Here is a 12477-nt window from a genome sequence, read left to right as displayed (position 1 = left end):
TTATGTCCTCCTCTCTTAATGTTTAATACCACACATCCAGGTGGTTCATATTTGGGCAAAAACAAAGTTTTTGCAGAGAGTTTGTCACTCTTGGCAAAAACGGTTTTTAATTGATAATAGCTACAGTTACGGCTCCAACTTCTATTCCGCAAGCTTTTCCAAGCTTTTTCATAGAGTCGACCATGTGAAGGGAAATGTTCTTCTGTTCTGCAAGTTCAATGACTGGTTTCACAATCCTTGGATCTGCATCTTCAGCAACAACCAGTTCCTTTACCTGGCCAAGCTTTAGAGCTTTTACTGTTTGCTTCGTACCAACGATTACTTTATGTGCCTGCGATACTTTTTCATAAGACATATAAATACATCCTCCAAAGCAACAGGTTTTAATTAAGCACCTAGGATATACTAACATCGTAAGAGATGGATGTCAACCAGATCAGTGAAACATTTTTCTGGATTCACCCATCTCTTCTTCAGTTAGTTACTCTGCAGGTATTGTTTCACCTTCAGGCTGTGTACGCGGAATCGGATTAACGCGTCTGTAGCGCTGCATTCCTGTTCCGGCAGGTACAAGCTTACCGATGATTACATTTTCTTTCAGGCCGAGAAGTTCATCACGTTTTCCTTTGATTGCAGCATCTGTCAGGACACGAGTTGTTTCCTGGAACGATGCAGCAGACAGGAATGAATCTGTTTCAAGAGAAGCTTTCGTGATACCAAGAAGGATCGGACGTCCTGTAGCAGGGCGCTTGCCGTCAAGAAGCACTTTCTTGTTGGCATCCGTAAATTGGTGAACATCCAGCAATGTGCCCGGCAATACATCTGTATCTCCAGCATCCATTACTCTTACTTTGCGAAGCATCTGGCGAACCATTACTTCTACGTGTTTGTCACCGATCTCTACCCCTTGCATGCGGTATACTTTCTGCACTTCACGAAGCAGGTATTCCTGAACAGACGTGAGATCTGTCACCTTGAGCAATTCTTTAGGATCAATCGAACCTTCAGTCAGCTCCTGGCCGTGTCTGATCTGGTCACCTTCAGCAACTTTCAGTCTTGCATTGTAAGCAGCTGTGTACGTGCGTGTTTCAACGTCGCCTTTGATGACGATTTCCTGCTGTCTGTCGCGTACTTCATTAATCTCAACAACAACACCGTCAATTTCGGAAATTGTCGCCTGACCTTTAGGGTTACGCGCTTCGAACAGCTCCTGAATACGAGGCAAACCTTGAGTGATGTCGTCTCCGGCAACACCGCCTGTATGGAACGTACGCATTGTAAGCTGAGTTCCCGGCTCACCGATTGACTGGGCAGCGATGATACCGACTGCTTCTCCCACTTCAACTTCTGTTCCGGTAGCAAGATTGCGTCCATAGCATTTTTTACATACGCCGTGGCGTGTGTTACACGTAAATGCAGAACGGATCCAGACTTCCTCAATACCAAGTTCCACAATTGTATGAGCAAGATCTTCTGTAATCAGATCATTTTCCTCAACAATCACTTCACCTGTTTCAGGATGTTTCAGCGTTTTGCGAGCATAGCGTCCGATAAGGCGCTCTTCAAGATGCTCGATAATTTCTGTTCCTTCTTTAATTGAACGTGTCAGAATTCCGCGGTCAGTTCCGCAGTCTTCATCACGGATGATAACATCCTGGGCAACGTCAACAAGACGTCTTGTCAAGTAACCTGAGTCAGCTGTCTTAAGGGCTGTATCCGCAAGACCTTTACGGGCACCATGCGTAGAGATAAAGTACTCAAGAACTGTTAAGCCTTCACGGAAACTTGATTTGATCGGAAGTTCGATAATACGTCCGGCCGGGTTGGCCATCAGTCCGCGCATTCCGGCAAGCTGCGTAAAGTTAGATGCGTTACCACGGGCTCCGGAATCACTCATCATAAAGATTGGGTTGCGTTTATCCAGGGAAGCCATCAGCTTGCCTTGAATAACGTCTTTAGAAGCACTCCAGATAGAGATGACGCGTTCATAGCGCTCTTCTTCTGTAATCAGACCGCGTTTGAACTGTTTAAGAACATTATCAACTTTAGCCTGAGCTTCTTTAAGGATTTCTTCTTTCTCCCGAAGTACGATGATGTCAGACACACCAACCGTAATACCGGCTTTTGTAGAATATCTGAAACCAAGATCCTTCATGCGGTCAAGCATTTTGGATGTTTCGGTAATGTGGAATTTCTTAAAGATTTCAGCAATGATCTTACCAAGAATTCCTTTTTTGAACGGAGAAATAACCTCCTGGCTCTGGATGAATTCTTTGACATTCACATTTGCATCAATAAAGAACTTTTCCGGTGTTTCATCTTCAATGTTGCTCTTCGTCGGTTCATTCATGTACGGGAATGAAGGAGGAAGAATTTCATTGAAGATCAATTTTCCGACTGTTGTTACAAGAAGCTTTTTGCGCTGCTCATCTGTAAATGATTCATTCGGCAGAGAGCTTGCTTGAACAGCAATACGGGTATGAAGATGCACATAGCCGTTCTGATAGGCAAGAAGTGCTTCATTTGTATCTTTAAAGACCATACCTTCCCCAACAGCACCTTCGCGCTCAAGTGTCAGGTAGTAGTTTCCAAGAACCATATCCTGAGAAGGTGTAACAACCGGCTTACCATCCTTAGGATTCAGGATGTTCTGCGCTGCAAGCATAAGGATTCGGGCCTCTGCCTGAGCTTCAGCTGAAAGCGGTACGTGAACCGCCATTTGGTCACCGTCAAAGTCAGCGTTGTAAGCTGTACATACAAGAGGATGAAGGCGGATTGCGCGTCCTTCTACAAGTGTCGGTTCGAATGCCTGAATACCAAGTCTGTGAAGAGTCGGTGCGCGGTTTAACAGCACTGGGTGCTCGCGGATAACAGACTCTAATACATCCCATACTTCAGGAGATACGCGTTCTATTTTACGCTTTGCACTTTTAATATTGTGTGCAAGGCCTTTTTCAACTAGCTCCTTCATTACGAAAGGCTTGAAAAGTTCAAGTGCCATTTCTTTAGGAAGTCCGCATTGGTACATTTTCAGGTTCGGACCTACAACGATAACCGAACGGCCTGAATAGTCAACACGTTTTCCAAGAAGGTTCTGACGGAAACGTCCCTGTTTCCCTTTCAGCATGTGTGAAAGTGATTTAAGCGGACGGTTACCCGGTCCGGTTACAGGACGGCCGCGGCGTCCGTTATCAATTAATGCATCGACCGCTTCCTGAAGCATGCGCTTTTCATTTTGAACGATGATGCTCGGAGCACCAAGGTCCAATAGACGCTTTAAGCGGTTGTTGCGGTTAATAACACGGCGGTAAAGGTCATTCAAGTCAGACGTTGCAAAACGTCCGCCGTCAAGCTGAACCATCGGGCGCAGCTCAGGAGGAATAACCGGAAGCACATCAAGGATCATCCATGATGGCTCATTTCCTGAATTACGGAATGCTTCAAGCACTTCAAGTCGCTTGATGGCACGTGTTCTGCGCTGTCCCTGTGACGTTTTAAGCTCTTCTTTAAGCTGGTCTACCTCTTTATCAAGGTCAATGTCTGAAAGAAGCTTTTTGATCGCTTCTGCTCCCATTGCAGCCTGGAACGACGAGCTGTATTTGTCACGGTAAGCACGATATTCTTTCTCGGAAAGAAGCTGTTTCTTTTCAAGAGGCGTATCGCCGGTTTCCGTTACGACGTAAGAAGCAAAATAGATAACTTCTTCGAGAGCACGAGGTGACATGTCAAGAACAAGTCCCATGCGGCTCGGGATCCCTTTGAAATACCAAATGTGTGAGACTGGGGCAGCAAGCTCAATGTGCCCCATACGCTCACGGCGAACCTTTGCACGAGTCACTTCGACTCCGCATCGGTCACAGACTACGCCTTTATAGCGTACTCGTTTGTATTTTCCGCAATGACATTCCCAGTCCTTTGTAGGACCGAAAATGCGCTCACAGAATAAACCGTCTTTTTCTGGTTTTAACGTACGATAGTTAATCGTTTCTGGTTTCTTCACTTCACCGAATGACCACGAGCGGATTTTATCGGGTGATGCGAGACCGATGTTCATATACTCAAAGTTATTTACATCTAGCAAGGGGCCTACCTCCCTTTTCGTCTTCAGGTTTTACCCTTATTGCTTACTATTCTTTCGTAACTGCGTCTTTTTCTTTTTCCATTGCTGCTGATGAAAGATCATCCGGCTGATCATTCAGGGATAAACCTTCTGACTGCTGTCCTTCTTCATCGTCTTCAAGATCTCTCATTTCGATTTCCTGTTCATCGCCTGAAAGAATCTTAACGTCCATACCTAAACTTTGAAGTTCTTTGATCAATACTTTGAATGACTCTGGAACTCCCGGCTCCGGTACATTTTCGCCTTTGACAATCGCTTCATACGTTTTAACACGTCCGACAACGTCATCTGACTTAACAGTAAGAATTTCCTGAAGAGTATAAGCAGCGCCATAAGCTTCAAGCGCCCATACTTCCATCTCTCCGAAACGCTGTCCGCCGAACTGGGCTTTACCGCCAAGAGGCTGCTGCGTAACAAGTGAGTATGGACCTGTTGAACGGGCATGTAATTTATCGTCTACCATGTGGGCAAGTTTGATCATGTACATGATTCCAACTGATACACGGTTATCAAACGGTTCACCTGTACGGCCGTCGTAAAGGACGGTTTTGGCATCTCGCGCCATACCGGCTTCTTCAAGTGTTGACCATACATCTTCTTCACGGGCGCCATCAAATACCGGGGATGCTACATGCATGCCTAGTTTGCGCGCTGCCATTCCAAGATGAAGCTCAAGTACCTGACCGATGTTCATACGGGATGGTACACCAAGCGGGTTAAGCATGATATCAACCGGAGTTCCGTCTGGAAGATAAGGCATATCTTCTTCAGGAAGGATTCTTGAGATAACCCCTTTGTTACCATGTCGTCCGGCCATTTTATCGCCTTCAGAAATTTTACGCTTCTGAACGATATATGCGCGGACTAGCTGGTTTACGCCAGGAGGAAGCTCATCACCGTCTTCGCGGTTGAATACTTTTACATCAAGAACGATTCCGCCGCCTCCGTGAGGAACACGAAGGGAAGTATCGCGGACTTCTCTTGCTTTTTCACCGAAGATTGCATGAAGCAGACGTTCCTCGGCTGTAAGTTCCGTAACCCCTTTAGGTGTTACTTTACCAACAAGCAGGTCTCCGTCTTTTACTTCTGCACCGACACGGATAATACCGCGGTCATCAAGATTGCGAAGGGCATCTTCCCCTACGTTCGGGATGTCGCGCGTAATTTCTTCCGGTCCAAGCTTTGTATCACGGGACTCTGATTCATATTCTTCAATATGAATAGACGTGTATACATCATCTTTTACAAGACGTCTGCTCATGATGATGGCATCTTCATAGTTGTAGCCGTCCCATGTCATGAATGCAACCATTACGTTGCGTCCAAGTGCAAGTTCGCCCAGTTCCATTGAAGGTCCGTCAGCAAGGATTTCGCCTTTTACAACTTCATCGCCAACACTTACAATCGGACGCTGGTTGTAGCACGTACCTTGGTTAGAACGGATGAACTTCAGAAGGCTGTACTTATCAAGGTTGCCTTTTGTTTTAACGCCGTCCACATCTTCATAGCGGCGCACCCAGATGTTTTTAGCTTCAACTTTCTCAACAACACCAGGGAATTTACAGATTACAGCAGCACCCGAATCTTTTCCTGATACATACTCCATGCCTGTTCCGACAATTGGAGATTCAGGATTCATAAGCGGAACTGCCTGACGCTGCATGTTCGCTCCCATGAGGGCACGGTTGGAGTCATCGTTTTCAAGGAACGGAATACATGCTGTCGCTGCAGATACAACCTGCTTTGGAGATACATCCATGTAGTCCATTCTGTCACGTGACATGACCGTGTTTTCACCGCGGAAACGGGAAACGATATCTTCATCAAGGAAAGAGCCGTCATCAGCAAGGCGTGCGTTCGCCTGTGCGACTACATAGTTATCCTCTTCATCTGCTGTCAGATAATCAATTCGTGCAGTTACTTTGCCGGTCTCCGGGTCTACGCGTCTGTACGGCGTTTCAATGAAACCGAAACGGTTTACTTTTGCATACGAAGACAGAGAGTTGATCAGACCGATGTTCGGTCCCTCAGGAGTTTCGATCGGACACATGCGGCCGTAGTGAGAGTAGTGAACGTCACGGACTTCAAAGCCTGCGCGCTCACGCGTCAAACCACCGGGTCCAAGTGCAGAAAGACGGCGTTTATGCGTTAATTCAGCAAGCGGATTCGTCTGATCCATGAACTGGGAAAGCTGTGAGCTTCCGAAGAACTCTTTAATGGATGCAATAACAGGACGAATGTTAATAAGCTGCTGAGGTGTAATTGTATTTGTATCCTGAATCGACATTCTCTCGCGGACAACACGCTCCATACGGGAAAGTCCGATTCGGAATTGGTTTTGAAGGAGTTCTCCTACAGAACGAAGACGGCGGTTTCCAAGATGGTCGATGTCGTCTGTATCCCCAACTCCATGCAGCAGGTTGAAGAAGTAGCTGATAGAAGAAAGGATATCTGCAGGCGTGATATTTTTCACATTTTCTTCAACATAAGCATTGCTGATTACGTTAATGACTTTTTCGCCTTCTTGATCGATTGGAGCATAGATTTTAACGGACTGAAGCGTCACATCTTCTTCTACTACTCCGCCTGATGGCGTGATGGTTTTAAAGCCGACGCCGCTCTCAAGGTTCGGAATGATCCGGTCAAGTGTGCGTCTATCAATTAACGTATCTTTTTCTGCAATGATTTCGCCAGTTTCAGGGTCTACTAACGTTTCAGCAAGACGCTGGTTGAAAAGGCGGTTTTTAATGTGAAGTTTTTTATTGATTTTGTAGCGTCCGACACTCGCAAGGTCATAGCGCTTCGGATCAAAGAAACGGGAATCCAGAAGGCTTTTTGCATTGTCGACAGTCGGCGGCTCGCCCGGGCGCAGACGCTCGTAGATTTCAAGAAGAGCTTTCTCTGTGCTCTCTGTGTTGTCTTTATCAAGCGTATTGCGAAGGTATTCGTTTTCTCCGAAAAGATCAACGATTTCCTGATCAGAACCAAAGCCGAGAGCGCGCAAAAGAACCGTTACCGGCAGTTTCCGAGTGCGATCAATGCGCACATATGCAACATCTTTAGCATCTGTTTCGTACTCTAACCAGGCACCACGGTTTGGAATAACAGTAGCAGTAAAGCCTTTTTTACCATTTTTATCGACTTTTCCGCTGTAATAAACACTTGGTGAACGAACAAGCTGTGATACGATAACGCGCTCGGCGCCGTTAATCACGAACGTGCCTGTTTCAGTCATCAATGGGAAGTCACCCATGAATACATCCTGATCTTTCACTTCACCAGTTTCTTTGTTAATTAAACGCACCTTTACACGAAGCGGTGCAGAATAGGTAACATCGCGCTCTTTGGATTCCTCTACTGAATATTTAGGATCACCTAAACTGTAATCGATAAATTCCAGCGAGAGGTTACCAGTGAAGTCCTCAATTGGAGAGATGTCCGTGAACATTTCTCTGAGGCCCTCATCAAGAAACCACTGATAGGAAGCGGTTTGAATCTCGATAAGGTTTGGTAATTCTAACACTTCACTAATGCGTGCATAACTTCTGCGTTGGCGGTGTCGTCCATACTGAACTAGTTGACCTGTCAACTGCTTCACCCCTCAAATCAAGCGTAATAGAACTTGTAATATGTATCCGCAAATGAATCTAGCAGCTGCCAATACACATACAAGGAGAAAACAAAAATAAAAAGGTCTCTATAATTAGAAAACCACTTTTGTCAAACGTGCTATTGATTTTAACATCTTTTCCATTTGTCCTATATTTATACATTTCAATCAAAAAAATAGAGACTCCTGGAATATATATATTGGCATTTTATAATGTTAACATAGGCAAAAATTCGAGTCAATCTTTTTCTGCCCTGATAATATAGTAGCCTTTATCCTTTTTGACTGCAGCGACATCTTTAAACATTTCAGAAAGCTTGGCCATAGCAGACGGGGCACCTTGCTTTTTCTGAATAACCACCCATAGCTCTCCTCCCGGACAAAGAGAATGATAGCTTTTTTCAAAAATCTCGTGCACTGTTTTTTTCCCGGCACGGATTGGCGGGTTGGTAAGGATAGCCGCGTATTTTTTTGAAGGATCAACATTTTCAAAAAGATTGCTTGTGCGGATACGGACATTTTTGACACCGTTCGCCTCTGCATTTTCTTTTGCAAGCTGGACTGCTCTTTCATTGATGTCAATCATATCAACTGTGCGGTCGCCGAACTCCTTCGCAAGTGCAATTCCAATCGGCCCGTAGCCGCAGCCGACATCAAGCAGATCACCATCTGTTTTTGGCAGAGCAAATGTATTGATCAGCAGTCTTGATCCAAAGTCCACTTCGTTTTTGGAAAATACGCCGCGATCGCTTTGAAAATGAAAGGAATTCCCTCTTAACGTATATGTCCATGACTTACGGTCACTCAAAGCTTCCGGCTGCTGTGAATAGTAGTGATTTGTCATCTTTTCCCCTCCATGTTAAAGGAGTATACCTAAACAGGCAATCATTCATACCTGCACGTTCACATTTGGTGTCAAACGTGAAAAAAAAGCCCGCTGTTATTTCAAGCGAGCTTTGTCTTTTCAGGAATTACTTAACTTCTACAGAAGCGCCAACTTCTTCAAGTTTGCCTTTGATTTCTTCAGCTTCTTCTTTAGCGATTCCTTCTTTGATAGCTTTTGGAGTGTTGTCAACTAGTTCTTTAGCTTCTTTCAAGCCAAGGCCAGTGATTTCACGTACAACTTTGATAACTTTGATTTTTTGTGCACCAGCGCTAGCAAGTACCACGTCAAATTCAGTTTGCTCAGCAGCAGCTTCGCCGCCAGCAGCGCCACCAGCCATTGCTACAGGAGCAGCTGCAGTTACGCCAAATTCTTCTTCGATTGCTTTAACTAAGTCGTTAAGTTCTAAAACAGTCATTTCTTTAACTGCTTCAATGATTTGTTCTTTAGTCATTGTATATTTCCTCCTTATAAACCTATTAGTTTTTTGTTTTGGTACGGGTCGATCAGATTAAGCTCCCTGCTCTTCCTTTTGATCTGCAACTGCTTTAGCAGCAAGTGCAAGATTGCGCATTGGAGCTTGAAGTACGCTAAGCAACATAGAAAGCAAGCCTTCGCGTGATGGAAGATCTGCAAGAGCTTTAATTTGCTCTACTGTCGCAATGTTTCCTTCGATTACACCTGCTTTGATTTCTAACGCGTCATGCTTTTTAGCAAAGTCGTTAAGAATCTTAGCCGGAGCAACTACGTCGTCGTTACTGAATGCAATTGCATTTGGGCCTGTAAGGGCGTCATTAAGACCAGTAAGTTCAACATTTTCAACTGCGCGGCGAGTCATTGTGTTTTTGTAAACTTTGAACTCGATGCCAGCATCACGAAGAGTTTTACGAAGTTCTGTCACTTCTGCAACTGTTAAACCGCGGTAGTCAACAACGATTGTCGTTTTGCTCTCGCGAAACTTAGCCGTAATGTCTTCTACGATGGATTTTTTTGTATCGATAGCGCTGCTCATTGGTACACCTCCTGTAAGAATTAAGATTCCGCACTTATACCGTTCGGTTTCTTTCTTATCAAAAGAAATGCCTCCACGTCAGACATGGAGGCAGTATATATACAAGCGATCTAATTACTAGTTCACATATATACACCTCGGCAGGAAATTAAGCATGGATAGCACCTGCTGTCTACGGTATAAATGAAGTTATTTAGTTAAACAACATTTTTGATTATATATAAAGGTGACTGAGATGTCAACTATTATTTAATGCCGAAACTTGAAGCATCAACTTTTACGCCAGGTCCCATAGTAGAAGCAACAGCAACGTTCTTCATGTAAGTACCTTTTGCAGCAGCTGGCTTAGCTTTTAGAAGTGTTTCGAAGATTGTTGTGAAGTTCTCAACAAGCTTGCTGTCTTCGAAAGAAACTTTACCGATTGGCACGTGGATGTTTCCAGCTTTGTCAACGCGGTATTCAACTTTACCGGCTTTGATTTCTTTTACCGCTTTGTCAACGTCAAAAGAAACTGTTCCAGTTTTAGGGTTTGGCATTAAGCCTTTTGGTCCAAGGACGCGTCCAAGTTTACCAACTTCACCCATCATGTCAGGAGTAGCTACGATTACATCAAAGTCGAACCAGCCTTGCTGGATTTTGTTGATGTAGTCAGCATCGCCAACATAGTCAGCTCCGGCAGCTTCTGCTTCCTTCGCTTTTTCGCCTTTAGCGAATACAAGTACGCGCTGAGTTTTGCCCGTTCCGTTTGGAAGAACAACTGCACCGCGGATTTGCTGATCGTTTTTACGTGGATCAACGCCTAAACGGAATGCAACTTCAACTGTTGCATCAAATTTAGCTGTGTTTGTTTTCTTTACAAGTTCAATTGCATCTTGAACTCCGTAAGCTTGAGCACGGTCTACTAATTTAGCAGCTTCAACGTACTTTTTACCTCTTTTAGCCATTATAGATTTCCTCCTTAGTGGTTTTAGCGGAATAACCTCCCACGAATAAAGGTTGCGAAAAGCAACTCGCAACCCCCTAAAACAAAAACAACAATTAGTCTTCGATGACGATACCCATGCTGCGTGCAGTACCTTCAACCATACGCATAGCTGATTCAACATTAGCTGCATTTAAGTCAGGCATTTTTGTTTCAGCAATTTCACGTACTTTATCACGCTTAACTGTTGCTACTTTATTACGGTTTGGTTCACCAGAACCAGACTCAATTCCAGCTGCTTTCTTAAGCAATACTGCAGCAGGCGGAGTTTTTGTAATAAATGTAAATGAACGGTCTTCAAATACCGTAATTTCAACAGGAATGATAAGTCCAGCCTGATCAGCTGTACGAGCGTTAAACTCCTTACAGAATCCCATGATGTTAACACCAGCTTGACCCAATGCAGGACCAACCGGCGGCGCTGGATTAGCTTTACCAGCAGGAATTTGCAACTTAACCATTTTAATTACTTTTTTAGCCACGAGACACACCTCCTTAAGTCCGTGATGTGGTAATAGGGTTTGTACCCTCCCACTCATGTCGTCATTCTTTATATGAATGATAGAAAATAATCAAGTTTTATGCCCCGCAAAGCGAGACATACTGACTTATGAAATATTACCACTTTTCGTTTTCGAATTCAAGTTTTTTTCTTATAATTTATCAACTTGAGAAAATTCCAGCTCAACCGGCGTTTCGCGGCCGAACATGTTGACAAGCACTTTCACTTTGCCTTTATCCTTGTCAATCTCTTCAATTGATCCGGTAAAGTTGGCAAAAGGACCGTCTATTACTTTGACAGACTCTTTTAGTTCAAAGTCGACTTCAATGCGTTTTTCTTCCATGCCCATATGCTTAAGAATTGTTACAACCTCTTCAGGAAGAAGCGGCGTCGGCTTAGAGCCCGATCCTGCTGATCCTACGAAACCTGTAACACCCGGCGTGTTGCGGACAACGTACCATGAATCGTCCGTCATGACGATCTCAACAAGCACATAGCCAGGGAAAACTTTTTTCTTTGTGACTTTCTTTTTGCCGTTTTTGAAATCTGTTTCTTCTTCTTCCGGCACGATGACACGGAAGATTTTATCCTGCATGCCCATTGATTCTACACGCTTTTCAAGATTGGCCTTAACCTTATTCTCGTAACCGGAATAAGTGTGGACTACATACCAGTTTTTCTCCATCTTCTATAGGACGATTTGTCCATTCCCTCCCTGCATATTGACTCTTATATTGCACTCTGCGGTTATTTTCTTCTGCTGACTGTTATTTTTAAACAATGAAAAAACCCGTCGAACGGGTTTTTGCGGAAAAATAATATTCTCTATTATAGCACGATTTTCTATCTATTATTCAATAAAATAAAACGAAATCAAAAACAGACGCTTTATTTTTAAGATACAAGGCGGATCAGCGATGAAATTCCGTAGTCGATGATGGCAAAAAAGACAACTGCAAAAGCTACTGTCGCAATAACTGTAATCGTATAGCGCGTCAGTTCTTTGCCTTTTGGCCAGCTTACCTTTTTCATTTCACGGGAAACATCTTTGAAAAAATTAACAATACGCTGCATGTACATTACCTCCAAGAGAATTCAGAAAGCCTGTCATAGAAATATAGAATCATGTGATGAGTGCTACTTTGTTTCACGGTGGTCCGCATGTGCGTTGCAAGCTTTACAAAATTTCTTGAATTCTAAACGCTCTTCTGTGCTTGACGTGTTTTTCATCGTTGTGTAGTTTCTGCTTCCACAGTCTGTGCAAGCCATAGATACTTTCTTACGCATTTCGACACCTTCCGCTAGTCCTGCTTTTTTCTATAAAAATGTAACACACGCTGGGAACCTTCGTCAATCTCGCCTGACAGG

11 protein-coding genes and 1 other annotated feature are annotated in these 12477 nt (G+C 44.1%); all 11 genes read right to left on the bottom strand.

What is annotated here, in order from left to right; translation table 11 throughout:
* Positions 1-106: 106 nt before the first annotated feature.
* Positions 107-355 (bottom strand): 50S ribosomal protein L7ae-like protein, encoded by a 249-nt coding sequence (locus ACK1LH_RS00720; protein WP_029282843.1) that lies wholly within the window; start codon positions 353-355, stop codon positions 107-109.
* Positions 356-481: 126 nt separating this feature from the next.
* Positions 482-4081: a DNA-directed RNA polymerase subunit beta' gene (rpoC, locus tag ACK1LH_RS00715; protein ID WP_029282845.1), complete on the bottom strand. Its 3600-nt coding sequence runs from the start codon at positions 4079-4081 to the stop codon at positions 482-484.
* Positions 4082-4127: 46 nt separating this feature from the next.
* A complete protein-coding gene (rpoB, locus tag ACK1LH_RS00710; RefSeq protein WP_029282847.1) occupies positions 4128-7709 on the bottom strand; it encodes a DNA-directed RNA polymerase subunit beta in 3582 nt (1193 codons plus the stop codon).
* A gap of 259 nt (positions 7710-7968) precedes the next feature.
* Complete coding sequence (locus ACK1LH_RS00705; RefSeq protein ID WP_029282849.1) at positions 7969-8574, bottom strand: class I SAM-dependent methyltransferase; 606 nt, start codon at positions 8572-8574, stop codon at positions 7969-7971.
* A gap of 127 nt (positions 8575-8701) precedes the next feature.
* A complete protein-coding gene (gene rplL / locus ACK1LH_RS00700; protein WP_029282851.1) occupies positions 8702-9067 on the bottom strand; it encodes a 50S ribosomal protein L7/L12 in 366 nt (121 codons plus the stop codon).
* A gap of 57 nt (positions 9068-9124) precedes the next feature.
* Positions 9125-9625, bottom strand: a complete 501-nt coding sequence (rplJ, locus tag ACK1LH_RS00695; protein WP_029282853.1) for a 50S ribosomal protein L10 — start codon at positions 9623-9625, stop codon at positions 9125-9127.
* Positions 9626-9678: 53 nt separating this feature from the next.
* Positions 9679-9821, bottom strand: a sequence feature (ribosomal protein L10 leader region).
* A gap of 49 nt (positions 9822-9870) precedes the next feature.
* Positions 9871-10569, bottom strand: a complete 699-nt coding sequence (rplA, locus tag ACK1LH_RS00690; RefSeq protein ID WP_029282855.1) for a 50S ribosomal protein L1 — start codon at positions 10567-10569, stop codon at positions 9871-9873.
* A gap of 94 nt (positions 10570-10663) precedes the next feature.
* Entirely contained in the window at positions 10664-11089 is a 426-nt protein-coding gene (gene rplK, locus ACK1LH_RS00685; RefSeq protein WP_029282857.1) for a 50S ribosomal protein L11, read from the bottom strand.
* A 171-nt stretch (positions 11090-11260) separates the two neighbouring features.
* Positions 11261-11794, bottom strand: a complete 534-nt coding sequence (gene nusG, locus ACK1LH_RS00680; protein ID WP_029282859.1) for a transcription termination/antitermination protein NusG — start codon at positions 11792-11794, stop codon at positions 11261-11263.
* A 209-nt stretch (positions 11795-12003) separates the two neighbouring features.
* Positions 12004-12183, bottom strand: coding sequence for a preprotein translocase subunit SecE (gene secE / locus ACK1LH_RS00675; RefSeq protein WP_029282861.1), 180 nt, complete (start codon positions 12181-12183; stop codon positions 12004-12006).
* 63 nt (positions 12184-12246) lie between these two features.
* Positions 12247-12396 carry a 50S ribosomal protein L33 gene (gene rpmG / locus ACK1LH_RS00670; protein ID WP_411334277.1) on the bottom strand — a complete coding sequence of 50 codons (150 nt, stop codon included), beginning with the start codon at positions 12394-12396 and terminating at the stop codon, positions 12247-12249.
* Positions 12397-12477 lie beyond the last annotated feature (81 nt).

This window comes from Metabacillus indicus (assembly GCF_046603695.1).
GTDB classification, from domain to species: domain Bacteria; phylum Bacillota; class Bacilli; order Bacillales; family Bacillaceae; genus Bacillus_P; species Bacillus_P indicus.
Note: the sequence above shows the minus strand (reverse complement) of the source record. Positions and strands in the feature narration are given on the sequence as shown.